Here is an 18,329-nt window from a genome sequence, read left to right on the forward strand (position 1 = left end):
CCTCAGGTAACCCGCGAGACGCGGGGATTCAGAGCCTGGTGCGAAGTCTCCAGCGATGGCGCACGTTCAATCCGAAGAACGTTCTCGGGGTGACGGATGCTTGCCGTGCATCCACCCACGACTCCCCGCTTGCGCATGATCGAACCAGGCCAGTTGCTCGTGCAGCGATACCACGCTGCCGACGATGATCAAGGTGGGCGGTCGAATGATATCCCGATCATTCAACTTCGGCAAATTAGCCAAGTTGGATAGATGGACGCGCTGGCGCTGGGTAGTTCCCTGTTCGACCAGCGCCACCGGGGTGTCCGGGCTCAGTCCCTCGCCGATCAAGCCCTGGCTGATGTAGTCGAGACTGCCAAGCCCCATGTAGAACACCAGCGTCTGACCGGGGCTTGCCAGCGCCCGCCAGTCGAGTTCGCACCCCCCTTCCTTCAAGTGCCCGGTGATAAAGCGCACCGACTGGGCGTGATCACGATGGGTCAAAGGAATGCCGGCGTAGGCGCTGCAGCCGGAAGCCGCGGTGATGCCCGGTACCACTTCCACCTGAACGCCTTCGGCCACCAGGGTCTCAAGCTCCTCACCGCCACGACCGAAGATGAAAGGGTCGCCCCCCTTGAGCCTGACCACACGCTTGCCCTGACGGGCCCAGTCGACCAGCGAGCGATTGATGTCCTCCTGGGGCAGGCTGTGATCGGAGCGAGCCTTGCCGACGTAGTAGCGATCCGCCGATGCCGGCACCAGCGCCAGGATTTCCTCACTGACCAGTCGATCGTGCAGCACCACCTCGGCCTCGCACAGTCGCCGCCAGGCTCGCAGGGTCAGAAGCTCAGGATCGCCGGGACCGGCACCGACGAGACTCACGCTACCGGCCGGAAAGCCACTGTGGGCAGGCAACTGGGAAGGGCTCATGACGGTGGACTCCAGAGTGAACAACGAGCGATGACAACGGGCATCATTATGCCATGTCGGAATTAAACGTCCACTTCGTTATTACCAAAAACACACTTCATTGCTGCTGCAAGGCGTCGTCACCCCAAACCAGAACGCCGCCTTCCCCGACGGAGAAAGCGGCGCTCTGGCGGCTTTGGCAGGGTCAGTGGGGTGACTGTCTTACCCCTTGGCGCTCAGCGTCCGCCGCAGCCTCGGGCTGAGGGTTTCACCGAGACCGGTCATCACGACCAGGATCAGTGCCAGCCACAGCCAGTGAGCGGCGAAATCCACAGCGACGATGCCCAGCGCATCGACGAAGATCACCAGGATGCCCAGGGGACTGACGTAGCGCACCATGAACAGCCACAGGGCGTGTATGCCCGCCGGCAGATCCAGTTCATCGCGTACCGCCTCACTCTTGAGGAAGAAGCCGGCCAGCAGCGCCATGCCGAGTCCGCCCAGCGGCATCATCAGACGCGAGGTGAGGAAGTCGAGCCAGTCGAAGAAGTGCTTGCCGGCCAGTGTCCAGTCGGCACCGATATTGAACGACAGCATCGCCAGGGTGCTCATCAGCCACAGCACGATGCCGGTGCCCCAGGCGGCCGCCTTGCGGCTGATGCCCTTGTTGTCGTTGAGCCAGGACACCGTGGCCTCGACCATCGAGATCGAGGAGGTCAGCGCCGCCATCGACAGCATGATGAAGAACAGGATGCCAAACAGCGTGCCCATCGGCATCGCCTGGAACGCCAGCGGCAGGCTCATGAAGATCAGGCCGGGGCCGCTGTTGGGCTCCATGCCGTTGGCGAAGATCACCGGGAAGATCGCCAGCCCCGCCATCAGCGCCACCAGGGTATCGGCCACCGCGACTGTCAGGGTGGTACGACCGATGGAAGCACGTCTCGGCAGGTAGCTGCCGTAGGTGAGGATGGCCCCGGAGGCCAGTGACAAGGTAAAGAAGGCATGGCCCATGGCGGCCAGCATGCCTTCGCTGGACAGGCTGGAAGCCTTGAAGTCGAACAGGAAGTGGACGGCCTGACCGAAGCCACCGGAGAACATGCCGTAGACGATCATGATCAGCAGCATGATCACCATGCCCGGCATCATCCAGCCGACGCTCTTCTCGATGCCCTGCTGCACCCCCTTGCCAACGATCACCATGGTGGCCACGGTCACCAGGGTGCTCCAACCGCCGAGGCTGAAGGGGTTGGCATTGTTGGCGCCGAAGATGGCCGCCATGTCATCGACGCTGGAACCGACCAGTCCGCCGGAGATCATCTTCCACAGGTAGGCGAAGGACCAGCCGGCGACCACCACGTAGAAACTCAGGATCAAAAAGCCGCAGAGCATCGCCATCCAGCCGAACAGCGACCACAGCGAACTGCCTCCGGATTCCTTGACTACCCGGCGAATGGCGTCGATAGGGCTGCCCCGACCACGCCGCCCCAGGGCGATCTCGGTCATCATGATGGGCACACCGACCGACAGGATACAGACCAGGTAGACCAGCACGAAGGCGCCGCCGCCGTACTCTCCGGTCATGTACGGAAATTTCCAGATATTGCCCAGGCCCACAGCGGAGCCGGTCGCGGCCAGAACGAAGCCCCAGCGGCCTAGCCACTGGGTGCGAGAGGGTTCATTGGTTGTCATGACTCACCAGAGATCGCTTGCGCACTTTTGTTTGTCCACCATGGCGGTGGCGCCCTGAAAACAGCCTGAAACAGCACAGACCCAGGGCATCCAGCGCGCCATTGTGACGGATTTTGTTGTGATTGGGCAGGCCGACGACGCAAAGTCGCGGCCAAGGGCCTACCTGGCGAAGGATCCGCTGCCGCTCACCTGGCCGACAAGACGCCAGTGACGACAGCGGCTGTAGCCGACCGACGTTAGTCGGCGTCGAGGACACCGCGGCGAATCTGATCTTCCTCGATGGATTCGAACAGCGCCTTGAAGTTGCCCTCGCCGAAGCCGTCGTTACCCTTGCGCTGGATGATCTCGAAGAAGATCGGACCGATCACGGTCTCGGTGAAGATCTGCAGCAGCACCCCCTGATCCGGACCGCCATCGATCAGCAGGCTCAACTCACGCAGATCCTCGACCCGCTCTTCGTGGTTGGGCACTCGCACATTGACCTTCTCGTAGTAGGTGTCGGGGGTGGACAGGAAGCGAATGCCGTTGGCCTTCAGCGCGCGCACCGTGGCGTAGATGTCGTCGGTGGCCATGGCCAGGTGCTGGATGCCCTCGCCGTTGTACTCGCGGATAAACTCGGCGATCTGGGAGTTGTCGTCGGCGGACTCGTTGATCGGGATATGCATCTTGCCGCAGGGTGCGGTCATGGCGCGGGAATGAAGCCCGGTCTTCTTGCCCTCGATGTCGAAATAGCGATTCTCACGGAAGTTGGCGATACGGGTATAGAAGTCGGCCCAGGGATCCATCTGACCCCTCGCCACGTTGTGGGTCAGGTGATCCAGCACCTTGAGACCAACGCTGTTGTCCTGAGCCGAGGTGCCGGCGATGGGCTCGAAGTCGATGTCGTAGATGGTACGTCCCTGTTCGTCGACCCGATCATCGACGAAATACAGCAACGAACCACCAATGCCCTCCACCGCCGGAATGCCGACCTCGCCAGCACCGACAGGGTTATCGACCTGACGGGCGCCCTGATCGATGGCGTAGGACAGTGCCTGACGAGCATCCGCTACCTTCCACGCCATGGCGCAGGCGCCCGGACCGTGAATCTCGGCGAACTTGGCGGCGTGACTGCCGGGTTCCGCGTTGAGCACGAAGTTCACCCCCTCCTGCTGAAACAGGGTGACCCGCTTGGAGCGGTGGCGGCGCGTCTCGGTAAACCCCATGGCGAGAAACAGCTCGCGCAGGGCGTCGATGCCAGCCTGATCCGGGGCGCTGTATTCGACGAACTCGAAGCCATTGGTGCCGATGGGGTTGTGGGTATCGATGGGAGCGACTGCGGTCATGTGGGCCTCCGTCATTGTGATTGTCACTCCCCATCCTAGGCTCCTCGACACGCGCCCCCCATCCCCCCGGAGCGGCTTGAGGTGGTAGCGCACACGCCCCGGCATCGGCCAGCTGTAGCGCTGGCGTGACACCCCGTGTGCGCTCTGCACCCCAGGCGTCACGAAATCCTTACACGACGTCACGCTGGCATGACAGGCTGCCTATCGCTGGGACCTTTACAGCGTCAGCGTCACCAGCTGCCACGCCACCAGCAGCATGATCACGGCGATGATCCCGTCCACCCACTGCCATGCCCTCGGGCTCTTCAGCCGCGGTGCCAGGGCGCCGGCGGCGCTGACCAGACCGAAGAACCAGACAAAGGAAGCAATGGTCGCCCCCACGTAGAACCCCACCGGGCTCTCTTGCAGCGAACCGATGGCGCCCAGCATCACCAGGGTGTCCAGATAGACCTGGGGGTTGAGCAGCGTCACCGCCAGGGTCGCCAGCACCACCTGGGCAAGGCTGGCACTGGAGGCAGACGATGCAACGTCCATGCCCCTGGGCCGTCGAACCCGACCAATGGCCAGCCAGGCCTGCCAGGCAAGGAAGGCGGCGCCGCCGTAGCGCGCCAACAGCATGGCCCCTTCACTCTGGGCGATCAGGGCGCCGAGGCCCATCACCCCCAGGCCGATCAGCACGGCATCGCACAGGGCGCAGATCCCCGCCACCCACCAGACGTGTTGTCGCCTCAGTCCCTTGGACAACACAAAGGCGTTCTGCGCGCCGATGGCAATGATCAGTCCCGCTCCGGTGCCCACGCCCTGGATCAGTGAAAGCCACATGGTCTGTCCTTCCTCACGATGATTGTCGACGCTGCGCCGATGTTGGGCGCTGCTGGATGTGGCAGAGACTAGGGCAAGCTGGTAAATAAGAGAAATCACTTCTCCCACTACCTCATTACCATTTCTTATACTCAAGGAAATAGATAGACGCCCATGCTGGACTACAAACTGCTCGATGCACTGGCCGCCGTGCTGACCCACCAGGGCTTCGAGCGCGCGGCCCGTGCGCTGGGGCTGACCCAATCGGCGGTATCCCAGCGCATCAAGCTGCTGGAGGCTCGCCTGGGACAGCCGGTGCTGGTGAGGGGCTCCCCGCCGACACCGACCGAACTGGGTCAACGGCTGTTGAACCACGTGCAGCAGGTACAACTGCTGGAGGGCGAGTTGATCCAGGATGCACCGCAGCTGGCACTGGGCCACCGTCAGCTACGTATCGCCATCAATGCCGATAGCCTCGCCACCTGGTGGCCGGGCGCCATCGCCGGCTACCTCAAGCATCAGGCGATTACCCTGGATCTGGTCATCGAGGATCAGGAGGTCGGACTTGAACGCATGCGCCTGGGAGAAGTGGCTGCGTGCCTGTGCGCAAGCGACATGCCGGTCCAGGGCGCCAGGGTCATCGCCCTGGGCGTGATGCGCTACCGCGCACTGGCGAGTCCCGACTTCATGGCCCGACACTGCCCCCAGGGCGCGGACGCCGGTTCTCTGGCCCAGGCGCCGGCCATCATCTTCGGGCCCAACGATCAACTGCAACACCGCTTCATGGCGGCCCATGGCGTCAACGGCCCCTTCCCGCACCACCGCTGCGCCAGCGTCGAGGGATTTCTGCGCCTGGCCCACGCGGGCCTCGGCTTCGGGCTCATTCCCGAAATCCAGGCGTATCGGGAGCTCTCGACGGGGGAGCTTGAGGACGTGGTGCCGGGCTGGCATCTGGACGTACCGCTGTACTGGCACTACTGGCGCCACGGCGGCGAGCCGCTGGAGCGACTCGGCCGCCACCTGGCCGACCAGGCCGGACACCATCTGTTGCCACCTGCGGATTGACCGGGCCCGGCAAGGTACCCGCCCCGTCTCATGCAGCGATCAGCGTCGCGAGGTCGGGGCAGGCGGTAAAGTGTGCTTTCGAAGTGTGCCGTCAGTCACCCAGGCGTCGTGCCACGCTCTCGACCTTGTCTGCCATGCTCTGATCGCGGTCGGTCCGGGTACCGAGTTTCAAGGTGGTGGTGATGCGTGGCGCCCCCATCTCGTGCACCACCTCATGGCAGCGCTTGACCACCGCCATGACCTCGTCCCAGGGGCCTTCGATATTGGTGCCATAGGCGTGCATCTGGTGGCTGAGACCGGACGCCTGGATCTCCCGCTGGCAAGCGGCCACGTGGTCGGAGACCGAAACGCCCACACCCAGGGGGACCACGCAAAGATCGACGATAACGTGCATAACTTAAGCCTCCTTGATTCTGTGCCAACCCGCCCGCGTTCTTCGCTGGAAAGGCATGCCAGCTGAACTATGCTGTTTTGCAACAATAAAGATAGCCGAAGGTGATTCAGGCCCCTGCCGAGGTGGCGGTCCTGGCCTCACTTCGGAGCGGGCGACTCTCCTGCCCGCTTCTCGTTTCTTCGGACATGCCGCCTGCACAGACACCAGGAGGCCACATGACCAGCGACGCCCGCCCCCATCCCATCGCACTGCCGAACAATCGCCCTCGACGGATCATCGAGCAGTTGCTCGAGGGCTCGGGCATTCGCCTCAACGGACCTGAACCCCACGATATCCAAATCTATCATCCCGATCTGTTCGCCCGCATCCTGCACCAGGGCACGCTGGGGCTCGGGGAAGCCTACATGGATGGCTGGTGGGAGGCGCGGCGTATCGACCAGCTTGCCCATCGGCTGCTGCGCCACGGTCTGGGCCAACGCTCGCGTAGCGCCGCGAGCCACCTCTTCTATCGCCTGCAGGCGGGCTTCTTCAACCTCCAGAGTCGCGCCCGAGCCTATCAGGTCGGCGAGGCTCACTACGACCTCGGCAATGACCTGTTTCGGTATATGCTGGACGACACCATGTGCTACTCCTGTGGCTACTGGCGCCAGGCAACGACGCTGCATCAGGCCCAGCTCGCCAAGCTCGACCTGGTCTGTCGAAAGCTGGCGCTGCGCCCTGGCATGCACCTTCTCGACATCGGCTGCGGCTGGGGCAGCCTGGCCGAGCACGCCGCACGTCACTACGGCGTCAGCGTGACCGGTATCACCATTTCCCGGGAGCAGGTGGCACTGGCCAGGGAGCGCTGCCAGGGCTTGCCCGTCGATATCCAGTTGGCCGACTACCGCGACCTGCAAGGCCAGTACGACCGGATCGCCTCGATCGGCATGTTCGAACACGTAGGACAGCGCAACTACACGACCTTCTTTCGGACGGTGGCCGACCTGTTGCCGGATGACGGACTCTTCCTGCTGCATACCATTGGCTCCAATACTTCTCGCATCACCGCAGACCCCTGGATCCATCGCTACATCTTTCCCAACGGCGTGTTGCCGTCCGCCCGCCAGATCTGCCAGCACAGCGAGGAGACGTTGATGGTGGAAGACTGGCAGAACTTCGGCTCCGACTACGATCTCACCCTGCTGGCGTGGCTAGCCAACCTTGACGCCTGCTGGCATGACATTGCACGTCACTACAACACACGGCACTGCAATGAACGCACCTATCGGATGCTGCGCTACTACCTGGCGATCTGTGCCGGAGCCTTCAGAGCGCGCTACCTGCAACTGTGGCAGGTGGTATTCTCCAGGGGGCGAGAGCTTCGCTATGACGCACCCCGGTAGCCACGAGGTCGCCGGAAATGCGCGCGCTTTCGGTGAATCATGACGGGAACCTGCCTAGTCACTCTCGCTGCGGCATATCCTTGATCAAGCCCTCACGCCGATGTCTGCCGATCGATCAGCGACCGGCTTCACGGCCACAACGCCCGCCACCAGCGGCCCTGCGTAAACATTCAAGCCTTTCCTCCCTATGGCGTAATCCACAAATGCAGAGTTTTGTCTGATATTTCTTAGTCCCTTGGACTGATATACCCGCAATACCCTGCCTTTAAGATGGTGATGAAGGCCCGATACCTCGGGTTGACCCGCCATCCCGTGGCCAAGGACTGCCTGCTATGGAAGATCGTGACCCGCCGTCACCCTCCCCGACCTGCGACGAAAACGCGAGTCTTGTTTGCCTCAAGCGTGTCCCTGGGGTGCTGTTCACCCTGAAGCGAGACGCGCGCGGTCGCCTGCAGCTACCTGCAGTGACCGGTGAAGACCCGATGACGCCTCGCCTTGAGCCACTGCTGGCGATCAACGACGTGCGTCAGCGGCTCGGCGATCTGCTGGGTGACGCCTATGGCGAATTCATCCGGGCCATCGAGCACTCTGCCCACTGGCTGTCGCCGGTCTCCACGCGACTGCGCCTGCCGATCGGCGAACTCACCCCGCACTGGTACTCGCTGGAGGCCCTGCCGGAACGCTCCGAAGAGGGCATCCTGTGGCACGGCCTGCTGGTGGACATCGAGGATCAGGTCGCCGAAGAGCAACGTCTTCGCTACCTGTCCGGCACCGACGAACTCACCGGGCTGACCAACCGACGTTCGATGATGGGACACATCGACAAGATCGCCTCCATGTCCAACCGCCATGGCACGCCGCTATCGCTGTTGCTGATCGACCTGGACCACTTTGCCCTGATCAACGACACCTGGGGGCGCGGACTCGGTGATCGGGTGCTCTGTCAGATCGCCGCCCTGGCATCCAGCCAGTTGCGCCAGGAGGACATGCTGGCACGCATGGGCAGCGACGAATTCGCCCTGCTGCTGCCGATGACACCCGCTGGCAGAGCGCGCGAGCTGGCGGAACGCCTGCGCGAGAGCATCTCTCGTCAGGATTTCGGCATCGGTCGCCACAAGGTCACCGTCAGTATCGGCGTCTCCGACTTCGTTCGCGGCTTGAGCAGCGCGCAACTGATGCAGCAGGTCCACACCAACCTGATGGAAGCCAAGCAGCAGGGCCGCGATCGCGTGATCCAGCGCTGGCTGCCCCAGGGATCATCCTGACACCGCCACCTGAGCTGGCACGTCGTCGCTTCATGCCGGTGACTGTTTTGGGTACCCTTGCCCCCGATCCTGCCGCTGTCACAGGGCCCGCCATCAGGGAGCCAGCATGTCCACCACCATCGACCAGACCCTCGAGAACGTCTTCGGCCACCGCGACTTCAGGCCAGGACAGCGGGAGACCATCAACGCCATCGCAGAAGGCCGCAGCGCAGCGGCGATCTTCCCGACCGGCTCGGGCAAGTCGCTGTGCTATCAGCTACCGGCATTGCACCTGCCCTACCTCACCCTGGTGGTATCTCCTCTACTGGCGCTGATGCAGGACCAGCTGGCGACGCTGACCTCGCGCGGTATCGCCGCCGCCAGCATCGATTCGAGTCAGGATCGCGATCAGGCTCGGGAGGTCATGGCAGCGGCCCGCAACGGCCAGCTCAAGGTGCTGATGGTATCGGTCGAACGCCTGCGCAATGAACGCTTTCGCGCCTTTCTGCGCGACGTGCGGGTCTCCTTGATGGTGATCGACGAGGCCCACTGCCTGTCGGAATGGGGACATAATTTTCGCCCGGACTACCAGAAACTGCCCGACTATCGCCGGGAGTTCGGCATCGACCAGGTGCTGCTGCTGACCGCCACCGCCACGCCCAAGGTCATCGATGACATGCGTCGAGGCTTCGATATCGCGCCTGACGATGTCATCACCACCGGCTTCTACCGCGCAAATCTGGACCTTGCCGTCACCCCGCTGCCCGCCGACAACAGGGCTCGCCATCTGGCCAGTTGGCTGGCGCCAAGACTCGGCAACGGCGGCACCATCGTCTACGTCACCCTGCAGCAAAGCGCCGAACGCCTGGCGGCCTACCTCAAGGCCGCCGGGCTCGAGGTCGCCGCCTACCACGCAGGGCTCGACAGTGAGACCCGCCAGCGACTGCAGGCCGACTTCATGAGCGGACGCCTGCCCGGCATCGTCGCCACCATCGCCTTCGGCATGGGCATCGACAAGGCCGATATCCGCCAGGTGGTGCACTTCGACCTGCCCAAGTCCATCGAGAATTACAGCCAGGAGATCGGACGCGCCGGGCGCGACGGCAAGCCGTCGGAGTGCCTGATGCTGGCCGGACGTGAACACCTGCCAGTGCTCGAGAACTTTATCCATGGTGACGTTCCACCGCTGTCGGGCATCGAAGCGGTATTGACCGATCTGGCGGATGCCTCCGAGACCTGGGAGCTGTCACTCAACGCCCTGTCACGCCTCTCGGACATCCGCGAGCTGCCGCTGAAGACGCTGCTGGTCAAGCTGGAACTGGCCGGCGTGGTACGCGCCAGCCACAGCTACTTTGCCGAGTATCGCTTCAGCCTGGCGATCGAACCAGACGCCCTGCTCGCCCGCTTCCCCGGCGAGCGCGGCGCCTTTCTCGGCGCACTGCTCGATGCCTCGCACAAGGCCCGTACCTGGTATCGGCTGGACTTCGAACGCCTCGACCAGCTGGGCCAGCAACGCGGCCTCGACACCTCCCGCCCACGGGTGCTCAAAGCGCTCGACTACCTGGCGGAACAGGGGCTGATGCGCCTGGAAAGCAAGCAGATGACCGAGGTCTACCACAAACTCGCGGCCGTGGACCCCGGACGGCTGGCTCCCGAACTGCATCAGCAGTTCGTCGAGCGCGCGGGGGTCGAACTCGAGCGGCTCGACGCCATGCTGGCGCTGTTCGAGGCCGACGACTGCATCAGCGCGCGACTCGCCGACTGGTTCGGTGACCCCAACGCCCCCCGACGCTGTGGCCACTGTTCGGCCTGTCGCGGCGAGACCGCCATCCTGCCGCCCGCCCCGGCTCCGGCGCTCCCGGACGAGGGCGAACTGCGAACCTGGCTGACGGGCCTGGCCCAGGCACTGGAAAGTGTCGAGCCAGGCAAGCCGCTGGACCTGGAGCTTGCTACCCGCTTCCTGTGTGGCGTCATCAGCCCGCGCCTGAGTCAGGCCAAGGCGCGACGCCTGCCGGGATTCGCCAGCCAGGAAAGCGCCCGCTATACCGACGTCAGGCAGGCCCTCGCACCACTATTCGAAGGCTAGCCTTGCGACCGCGAGCTATTCGACCGCCAGCTATTCGACCGTGAGCAGTGGGCCTCGATGCCCCGTCGGTGCCTCGAGCCCCCTCAGTCTCACTTTCACTCTCACACTCACCGTCAGCCTTCGCTGCCGGTGATGCCATAGCGATTCAGCTTGTTGGCGATGGTGGTGTGGGATACGCCAAGGCGCCGCGCCAACTGGCGACTGGACGGATGCTGGGGGTACAGCGAGGCCAATACGCGCCGCTCGACCTCGCCCAGGATGTCGTTGAGCGAGCCGTCCAGGTCGATACCGGCAAGACCCGCCGGCGCCCCCGAGGCCGGCAGCCGCAGATGGGCCGGCTCGATGAGCCCGGTCTCGCACAGCGACACCGCCTGGAACAGCACGTTCTCGAGTTGCCGCACATTGCCGGGCCAGTGATAGCTGGCCATGCGCGCCAGTGCCGCGGGGGAAAGCGCAGGCAGCGCGCAGCCGATCTGGCGCGCGGCTCGGTCGACAAAGTGCCCGGCCAGGGCCTCGATGCCATCCAGGCAATCCCTCAGCGGCGGAACGCTCAACGACAGCACGTTGAGGCGATGATAGAGATCCTGACGAAACAGCCCCTGGCCGCACAGGGCCAGCAGATCCTGCTGGGTGGCACAGATCACCCGCACGTCCAGGTAGGTCTCGTCATCGGCGCCGACCCGGCGAAAGCCTCCGTCCTGCAGAAAGCGCAACAGCTTGGCCTGCAGCCGCGGACTCATCTCGCCGACCTCATCGAGGAAGATGGTGCCACCGGCGGTCAGCTCCAGCAGACCCAGCTTGCCCTCGGGGCGAGCGCCATCGAAGGCGCCCGGGGCATAGCCAAACAGTTCGGTCTCGGCCATGGACTCCGGCAGGCCGGCGCAGTTCAGCGCCATGAACGGCGCCTGGCCGCGCTGGCTGGCCAGGTGACAGGCCCGCGCCAGTACCTCCTTGCCGGTGCCGGTCTCGCCAAAGATCAACAGCGGCGCGTCCAACGGCGCCATGCGCCGCGCCTCGTGGATCAGGGAGGCGAGTCGGGGGCTGGCCGCGAACATCGCCTCGAAGCCGCGCATCTCCTGGCGCTGCACCTGATAGATACGCTCGCCGATGCGATCGGCGCTATGCAGCGTGACCACAGCACCGGCCAGCGAGGCCACGTCGTCGTGGTGTTCGCGATGCAGCGGCGCGATATCGGCCAGGTAGGTGGCGTCCTTGAGCCGGATCCTGAGCCCGTTGACCCGAGCATTGTTGCGACGAATCACTTCCGGCAGGTCGAGCTCCGGCAGGTAGCGATTCAGCGACAGCCCGGGCACCTCGTCGACGCGCACGCCGAGCAGCTGGCTCGCCGCCCGGTTGGCCGCCACCAGGTGCCCCTCCATGTCGATGGACATCACCGGGTCGGAGAGTGACGACAGCAGCGCCTCCAGCTCGAGCTGGTGGCGCTCGCTGGGCATCAGGCTGACCCGGCGCACCCCGAATACGCCGGACACCTGCTCGAGACTGGGCTTCAGCGTCGCCAGCTGGGCGTGCAACAGCTGCGGCACGTGCAGATAGATGGCGTTGCCATGCTCTCCGCCCACCTCGCCCCGGGCGACGTTGACCCCGTAGTCGGCCAGCAGGGCCACAATGTCGCGAAGGATGCCGACACGATTCTGGCAGTGAACTCTCAGGCGCATGAAGGGAATGGCTCCGCAAAAGGGTCACACCATCTGAAGTTTCCGTCAGGCTGGTCTGACTCGTATGTCAAGATTTCGTTACAGCCTATCGAAGACAGAGGAGCGCGTCCTGCATCTTTGGTCGATAGACACCATCTCGAGCACCAGCTGTAAAGATTTCCTGACAGAAAAGGGCCGCCTTCTGGTGCCTATCCCCCCGATGCACGGCTGCGTGACGAAAGCCCCCATGCCTAGACTCGACTCAGTCTCGATACCACAACAGTCGACAATCGCCGGGAGACACCATGCACGCACCTTCTTCGTCCACCCCGTCCACCAAGGGCACCGCCTATCAGGCCCGTGAGCCGGATGCCGACGGCATCATCCATTGGAGCGAGGTCGAGAACCGAACCTGGCAGACGCTGATGGAACGCCAGCTGACGTTGATCGAAGGGCGCGTGTGCCAGCAGTATCTGGACGGCCTCGAGCGCCTCGGCCTGCCCAGCGATCGTATTCCGCAACTGGGCGACGTCGATCGGGTGCTACAGCAAGCCACCGGCTGGCAGACCGCCCAGGTACCGGCCCTGATCCCCTTCGACACCTTCTTTCAACTGCTGGCCAACCGTCGTTTTCCGGTCGCGACCTTCATCCGTACCCCCGAGGAGCTGGACTACCTCAAGGAACCGGACATCTTCCACGAGATCTTCGGCCACTGCCCGATGCTGACCAACGAGGCCTTCGCCGAGTTCACCGCCACCTACGGCCGCATCGGCCTCGCCGCCGAACCCAAGGACCGGGTCTACCTGGCCAGGCTCTACTGGATGACCGTGGAATTCGGCCTGGTGGACACCCCACAAGGCCGGCGCATCTATGGCGGCGGTATCATCTCCTCGCCCAAGGAGACCCTGCACGCCCTGTCCGACACCCCTGCACATGCGCCCTTCGACGCCCTCGACGCCCTGCGCACCCCCTATCGCATCGACATCCTGCAGCCCCTTTACTACGTTCTGGACAGCCTCGACCGGCTTCAGGAACTGTCCCGGCGCGACCTGATGGCACTGGTCGAGGAAGCCAAGGCGCTGGGGTTATTCGAACCGCGCTTTCCGCCCAAGCCCAATTCAACGACCAAGCCCAAGCCAACGCCCGGCGAGAACGGCGAGACCGGCGAGACCGGCCCCATCGCCCACGACGGTGCCGACAACGACCGACGCAGCGAACACGCCTGAACATCCACATTCCCTCACCGACACCACCAGGAGACAGCATGAACGACACCACCCAGACCCTCACCGAGCAGTCCTGCGAAGCCTGCAGCTGGGACGCCCCCCACGCCACCGAGGACGAGATCGAACAGTGGCACGCGCAGATCCCCGAGTGGCGGATCGTCGAGCGCGATGGCATCATGCAACTGGAGCGGAGCTACAAGTTCCGCAACTTTCGGCAGGCCCTTGCCTTTACCAACAGCGTCGGCGAGATCGCCGAGGAAGCCGGCCATCACCCGGCCCTGTTGACCGAGTGGGGCAAGGTCACCGTGACCTGGTGGTCCCACGAGATGAAGGGCCTGCACAAGAACGATTTCATCCTAGCGGCCAGAACCGACGAGGTAGCAAGCTAAAATGTTCGAGAAGATTGAGCGGGTTCCCGGGGATGCCATCCTCGGGCTCATCGAGGCCTTCAAGAAGGACACCAATCCCCAGAAGGTCGATCTTGGCGTCGGCGTCTACCGCGATGCAAAGGGCAACACTCCGGTGATGCGTGCGGTCAAGGAGGCCGAAGCCCTGCTGCTCAACAACGAGACCACCAAGACCTACATCGGCTCACACGGCGCCGCCCAGTACGGTGCCGTGGTGCTGCCGATGGTGCTGGGCCAGGACTCCCCCGTGCTCGAGGCCGGCCGCGCCAGCGTCACCCAGTCCCCCGGTGGTACCGGCGCCCTGCGCCTGGCGGCGGACTTCGTCGCGACCCAACTGCCTGGCAAGGGCATCTGGGTCAGCGACCCGACCTGGCCGAACCACCACGGCATCTTCACCGCCGCCGGCATCGAACTGCACAAGTATCCCTACGTGGACGCCGACAACCGTCTCGACTTCGACGGCATGCTGGAAGCCCTCAAGCAGATCCCCCAGGGCGACGTGGTGGTGCTGCACGCCTGCTGCCACAACCCCACCGGCTTCGACCTGAACCACCAGCAGTGGCAACAGGTGCTTGAAGTGGTCCAGCAGCGCGACCTGCTGCCACTGGTCGACTTCGCCTACCAGGGCTTCGCCGAGGGCCTCGACGAGGACGCCTACGCCGTTCGCCTGCTGGCCGAGAACCTCGACAACGTGCTGATCACCAGCTCCTGCTCGAAGAACTTCGGCATCTACAACGAGCGTACCGGCGCCCTGATCGTGGTGGCGAAGAACAGCGACGAGATGGAGAACGTCCGCTCGCAGATCGCCATCGTCGCCCGTGAGAACTACTCCAACCCGCCGGCCCACGGCGGCAGCATCGTGGCCGAGATCCTCAACTCTGCGGAACTCGCCGCGGTGTGGCGCGAGGAACTCACCGAAATGCGCGATCGCATCAACACCCTGCGTCGTGACTTCGTCGAGGCCTTGAAGCCCTACGGGCTGGACCAGAAGTACGCCCACATCGCCGAGCAGCGTGGCATGTTCTCCTACACCGGCCTGACGCCGGAACAGGTGGACCGCCTGCGTGACGAGTACGGCATCTACATGGTGCGCTCGGGCCGCGCCAACGTCGCCGGCTTCTCCCAGGAGAACCTGCCGTACCTGGCCAAGGCGGTGGCCGCCGTCAACGACTGACGCCCTGCCTGCTGGCTCTGCCAGCCAGCAAACGACGCCCGGGCCTGCCCCGGGCGTTGTCGTATCTGGACGAACTTCCCGGCGCCACCGAGCGCAACCACCATTCCTGCAAGCCTGTTTCTGCAAGCCCTGGGCTCTGTCCGAAAAGCCGACGAGCGTAGGCAGGTTTCGCAAAAGCCCTAGGCGCAGTCCGAAAAGTCGACGAGCGAAGGTTAGACAAGGCAAAAATCGGTGAGAAAGCGCAGTTTACGGGGTGTAAATGAGCATTTTGATCCGATTTTTAACGCCGTATTACCGAGCGCAGGCACTTTTCAGACAAGCCCTAGCCCAGGCCATGCTTGGTGGCCCACACCGCTGCTTCCACCCGTGAGCGCAGGTCCAGCTTCTTGAACAGATGCTTGACGTGGACCTTGACGGTGCCCTCGGCGATGTCCAGCTCACGGGCGATCATCTTGTTGGACAGGCCGCGAGCCAGGGTCCGCAGGATGTCCCTCTCTCGAGCGGTCAGGCACGACATGCCGTCGTCGCCCCCTGCCGGCAGCTCGCCCTTGACCACGCTGGCCAGCAGCGACGCCATCTGTGGCCCCAGCACCACCTGACCCTGGGCCGCCTCGCGAATCAGCCGCAGCACCTCCTCGGGGTCCATGTCCTTGAGCAGATAGCCATCGGCGCCTTCCTTGAGCGCGCGCACCACGTCGTCGTCGGAGTCGGACACGGTCAGGATCACGATACGGCTCTTGACCCGGGCGTCACGCATCCGCCGGAGCACCTCGATGCCGTCGATGGGCTGCATGTTGAGGTCGAGCAGGATCAGGTTGGGTTGCAGATCGACGGCCTTGCGCACCGCCTCGGCGCCATCCGAGGCTTCACCGACCACCACCAGGCTAGGATCCATGTCCACCAGTTGACGCACCCCACGCCGGAACAGGGGGTGATCGTCCACGATCATCAATCGAAGCATGCTCATAGTGCTATCTCCAGAGTGGTTTCACCCGACCCGCTGCCGGGCAACACGTTCAGCAGGCCACGTCGTCGCGACCTCGCGCCCGTGAAAGCCCATCACTCGGACGCCACAGGTAACTGCGCCAACAGACGCGGCAGAAAGCGGACGGTCACCACGGTACCGCAGGGCTTGATGCCCCTGACCGTGAGCTTTCCACTCAGGCTTCGTGCCCGCTCCTCCATGATCGCCATCCCGTGGGACATGGAAGGATCGGATTGCGGTCCGATGCCTACACCGTCGTCCGTGACCGAAAGTTGATAGTGCCCCGTGTCGTCGACGGCGAGGCTGATGGTGCAGTGCCGAGCACGTGCATGGCGGGCCACGTTGGACAGCGACTCGCGCACGATCTGCAGCACATGAATTTCCTCGTTGGGGGTCAGCGACAGCCCGCTCCACTGGCCTTTCAGGGTCAGCTCGAAGTCGCCCCGCTTGGAGTACTCCAGCACCGTTTCCTCCAACGCCGCTTCCAGACCCGACTCATGGATGCGCAGACGAAAGGTGTTGAGCAGCTCCCTGAGCTGGCGGTAGGACGAATTGAGACCGTGCCGGAGTTCCGCGACCACCTGCGCCACCTGCTCGTGGCGTTGCTGATCGAGCTGCATCTGTAGACGGGTGACCTGGATCTTCAGGTAGGACAGCGACTGCGCCAGCGAGTCGTGAAGCTCTCGCGCAATCACCGCGCGCTCATCCATCAGCGCCAGCCGACGCTGTTCGTCGGCCTTCTCGGACAGCGACAAGGCCGCGGCAATCAGCCCGGCCACCGTCTCCACCAGCTCGATCTTCCACTGGGCAAGCATATGGCCGGGAGGCTGATGGACACGCAACTCGCCAAAATCCCGACCCGCTTCGCGCACCCTGACCGCATATTCATTGCCGTTGGCATACAGTCCGGCAGCCGCCTTGTCTGATATTTCACGGCCGCGCGATGGTTCCTGAACGAAAGCGCTTTCCGCGCCGGGGCGAGAGCTGAGTCTGACAATATCCTTGCCATTGCCTCCCATGGACAGGCGCAGCTCGAAGGGGCCTTCGTCGGTCACCGCCTCCAGCTGGCGCAGCACTTCCTCGAGCTCTTCCCGGGTCAGCGGAGTGACCCCATTGAGACGCCGCGCGGTCAGATAAAGCATACGCAACGCATCATTGCTGCGCTTCAGTTCATGGGTCTTCGCCGCGACACGCTTTTCCAGCTGACCGTACATTTCCGACAGGCTGGCATTCATCTTGTTGATTGTTCTGGATAACAAGCCTAACTCGTCGTTACCTCGGTAGATGGTTCTCCCCGAAAAGTCACCGACCATCACGCCATTTACAACGCGAATAAGGTCACGAAATGGCGGCATGACACCGCAGACTATTCGATAGACAACCATCACCATAAATATCACGAGAACGGCGAGTGATGCCCCCTGAAAAACCTCAAGAAATACGACCTTTGACTCGGCATATTCTTGAAGCCTTCCCACCAGAATATCGACCTTGTCGACGAACTCTGCGACCTTGTCATCCAGCCGAAAGACGTCACCACCTTCGAAATCCACCGTGTTGGGACGCAGGGTTTCGTGCCAGCACTCCACCACCCTGTCGTAGGCCTCTCTGAGCGGATCATCGGCGTCCACCGGAATCAGCGCGATGATCGCCCCCGCAGCCAGCGTGGCCTCCATCTGTTCGTGCTGCCAGCGTCGCCTGGGGTGATCCGCCGGCAGCAACTCCGACGTCGCCAGCAGTCGATAGGCCTGCATTCGCAGCGAGCCCGCCTGGTTGATGGCGTCGGCGTAACCTCCCGCGCTCTTTGCGATGACGATGGAGCCCAGCAGGCTGACCAGGGCCAGACAGGATATCGCCGCCATGGCGACCAGCATGCGCAGCATCAGTGATCGGCGCAGGTAAAAGGCGCCGTTCATCTACTACACCTTCCCTTTTTGACCCAGATCAAGGGTTTCATCATCTAGAATTTTCCGGAATGTCGCATCCATCTGAGAGGGCAGATAATACG

15 protein-coding genes are annotated in these 18,329 nt (G+C 63.6%); 7 read left to right on the plus strand and 8 right to left on the minus strand.

Annotated elements, in window-relative coordinates; genetic code table 11:
- Positions 1-66 precede the first annotated feature (66 nt).
- The 4 genes from cobA to EBB56_RS16900 all read right to left on the minus strand — a co-directional run bounded on the left by cobA (position 67) and on the right by EBB56_RS16900 (position 4,724).
- Entirely contained in the window at positions 67-909 is an 843-nt protein-coding gene (gene cobA / locus EBB56_RS16885; RefSeq protein WP_108448812.1) for a uroporphyrinogen-III C-methyltransferase, read from the minus strand.
- 201 nt (positions 910-1,110) lie between these two features.
- Positions 1,111-2,577, minus strand: a complete 1,467-nt coding sequence (locus tag EBB56_RS16890; protein WP_108448813.1) for a sodium-dependent transporter — start codon at positions 2,575-2,577, stop codon at positions 1,111-1,113.
- Between the two features lie 236 nt (positions 2,578-2,813).
- Positions 2,814-3,902, minus strand: coding sequence for a 4-hydroxyphenylpyruvate dioxygenase (hppD, locus tag EBB56_RS16895; RefSeq protein WP_108448814.1), 1,089 nt, complete (start codon positions 3,900-3,902; stop codon positions 2,814-2,816).
- Positions 3,903-4,118: 216 nt separating this feature from the next.
- Positions 4,119-4,724, minus strand: coding sequence for a LysE/ArgO family amino acid transporter (locus EBB56_RS16900; RefSeq protein ID WP_108133064.1), 606 nt, complete (start codon positions 4,722-4,724; stop codon positions 4,119-4,121).
- A gap of 153 nt (positions 4,725-4,877) precedes the next feature.
- Here EBB56_RS16900 and EBB56_RS16905 point away from each other — a divergent pair, with 153 nt between their 5' ends.
- A complete protein-coding gene (locus tag EBB56_RS16905; protein ID WP_045994014.1) occupies positions 4,878-5,768 on the plus strand; it encodes a LysR family transcriptional regulator ArgP in 891 nt (296 codons plus the stop codon).
- A gap of 91 nt (positions 5,769-5,859) precedes the next feature.
- Here the strand turns inward: EBB56_RS16905 and EBB56_RS16910 are convergent, their stop codons facing one another.
- Entirely contained in the window at positions 5,860-6,162 is a 303-nt protein-coding gene (locus tag EBB56_RS16910; protein ID WP_045994015.1) for an MTH1187 family thiamine-binding protein, read from the minus strand.
- A 215-nt stretch (positions 6,163-6,377) separates the two neighbouring features.
- Between EBB56_RS16910 and cfa the strand changes: the two genes are divergently transcribed.
- From cfa to EBB56_RS16925, 3 genes are all read left to right on the plus strand, one after another.
- Complete coding sequence (gene cfa, locus EBB56_RS16915; RefSeq protein WP_108448815.1) at positions 6,378-7,544, plus strand: cyclopropane fatty acyl phospholipid synthase; 1,167 nt, start codon at positions 6,378-6,380, stop codon at positions 7,542-7,544.
- 332 nt (positions 7,545-7,876) lie between these two features.
- Positions 7,877-8,809: a GGDEF domain-containing protein gene (locus EBB56_RS16920; protein ID WP_108448816.1), complete on the plus strand. Its 933-nt coding sequence runs from the start codon at positions 7,877-7,879 to the stop codon at positions 8,807-8,809.
- Positions 8,810-8,915: 106 nt separating this feature from the next.
- Positions 8,916-10,874, plus strand: coding sequence for an ATP-dependent DNA helicase RecQ (locus tag EBB56_RS16925; RefSeq protein WP_124804875.1), 1,959 nt, complete (start codon positions 8,916-8,918; stop codon positions 10,872-10,874).
- Between the two features lie 113 nt (positions 10,875-10,987).
- Here the strand turns inward: EBB56_RS16925 and EBB56_RS16930 are convergent, their stop codons facing one another.
- Positions 10,988-12,550, minus strand: coding sequence for a sigma-54-dependent transcriptional regulator (locus tag EBB56_RS16930; protein WP_045994019.1), 1,563 nt, complete (start codon positions 12,548-12,550; stop codon positions 10,988-10,990).
- Positions 12,551-12,834: 284 nt separating this feature from the next.
- Here EBB56_RS16930 and phhA point away from each other — a divergent pair, with 284 nt between their 5' ends.
- The 3 genes from phhA to EBB56_RS16945 are packed head-to-tail and all read left to right on the plus strand — an operon-like array spanning position 12,835 to position 15,336.
- Complete coding sequence (gene phhA / locus EBB56_RS16935) at positions 12,835-13,755, plus strand: phenylalanine 4-monooxygenase (protein WP_124804876.1); 921 nt, start codon at positions 12,835-12,837, stop codon at positions 13,753-13,755.
- Between the two features lie 38 nt (positions 13,756-13,793).
- Positions 13,794-14,144 (plus strand): 4a-hydroxytetrahydrobiopterin dehydratase, encoded by a 351-nt coding sequence (locus EBB56_RS16940; RefSeq protein WP_045994020.1) that lies wholly within the window; start codon positions 13,794-13,796, stop codon positions 14,142-14,144.
- Position 14,145: 1 nt separating this feature from the next.
- Positions 14,146-15,336, plus strand: a complete 1,191-nt coding sequence (locus tag EBB56_RS16945) for an amino acid aminotransferase (RefSeq protein ID WP_124804877.1) — start codon at positions 14,146-14,148, stop codon at positions 15,334-15,336.
- Between the two features lie 322 nt (positions 15,337-15,658).
- Here EBB56_RS16945 and narL read toward each other — a convergent pair whose 3' ends face one another.
- Positions 15,659-16,303: a two-component system response regulator NarL gene (gene narL, locus EBB56_RS16950; RefSeq protein WP_045994022.1), complete on the minus strand. Its 645-nt coding sequence runs from the start codon at positions 16,301-16,303 to the stop codon at positions 15,659-15,661.
- A 92-nt stretch (positions 16,304-16,395) separates the two neighbouring features.
- On the minus strand, positions 16,396-18,237 hold the full coding sequence (locus EBB56_RS16955) for a histidine kinase (RefSeq protein ID WP_108448820.1): 1,842 nt from the start codon (positions 18,235-18,237) through the stop codon (positions 16,396-16,398).
- Positions 18,238-18,329 lie beyond the last annotated feature (92 nt).

This window comes from Halomonas sp. YLB-10 (assembly GCF_003856855.1).
Lineage (GTDB): Bacteria > Pseudomonadota > Gammaproteobacteria > Pseudomonadales > Halomonadaceae > Halomonas > Halomonas litopenaei.

Bases quoted from the DNA above. Each gene is read 5' to 3' on its own strand.
- cobA (WP_108448812.1), bottom strand. From the start codon at position 909: ATGAGCCCTTCCCAGTTGCCTGCCCACAGTGGCTTTCCGGCCGGTAGC.
- EBB56_RS16890 (WP_108448813.1), bottom strand. From the start codon at position 2,577: ATGACAACCAATGAACCCTCTCGCACCCAGTGGCTAGGCCGCTGGGGC.
- hppD (WP_108448814.1), bottom strand. From the start codon at position 3,902: ATGACCGCAGTCGCTCCCATCGATACCCACAACCCCATCGGCACCAAT.
- EBB56_RS16900 (WP_108133064.1), bottom strand. From the start codon at position 4,724: ATGTGGCTTTCACTGATCCAGGGCGTGGGCACCGGAGCGGGACTGATC.
- EBB56_RS16905 (WP_045994014.1), top strand. From the start codon at position 4,878: ATGCTGGACTACAAACTGCTCGATGCACTGGCCGCCGTGCTGACCCAC.
- EBB56_RS16910 (WP_045994015.1), bottom strand. From the start codon at position 6,162: ATGCACGTTATCGTCGATCTTTGCGTGGTCCCCCTGGGTGTGGGCGTT.
- cfa (WP_108448815.1), top strand. From the start codon at position 6,378: ATGACCAGCGACGCCCGCCCCCATCCCATCGCACTGCCGAACAATCGC.
- EBB56_RS16920 (WP_108448816.1), top strand. From the start codon at position 7,877: ATGGAAGATCGTGACCCGCCGTCACCCTCCCCGACCTGCGACGAAAAC.
- EBB56_RS16925 (WP_124804875.1), top strand. From the start codon at position 8,916: ATGTCCACCACCATCGACCAGACCCTCGAGAACGTCTTCGGCCACCGC.
- EBB56_RS16930 (WP_045994019.1), bottom strand. From the start codon at position 12,550: ATGCGCCTGAGAGTTCACTGCCAGAATCGTGTCGGCATCCTTCGCGAC.
- phhA (WP_124804876.1), top strand. From the start codon at position 12,835: ATGCACGCACCTTCTTCGTCCACCCCGTCCACCAAGGGCACCGCCTAT.
- EBB56_RS16940 (WP_045994020.1), top strand. From the start codon at position 13,794: ATGAACGACACCACCCAGACCCTCACCGAGCAGTCCTGCGAAGCCTGC.
- EBB56_RS16945 (WP_124804877.1), top strand. From the start codon at position 14,146: ATGTTCGAGAAGATTGAGCGGGTTCCCGGGGATGCCATCCTCGGGCTC.
- narL (WP_045994022.1), bottom strand. From the start codon at position 16,303: ATGAGCATGCTTCGATTGATGATCGTGGACGATCACCCCCTGTTCCGG.
- EBB56_RS16955 (WP_108448820.1), bottom strand. From the start codon at position 18,237: ATGAACGGCGCCTTTTACCTGCGCCGATCACTGATGCTGCGCATGCTG.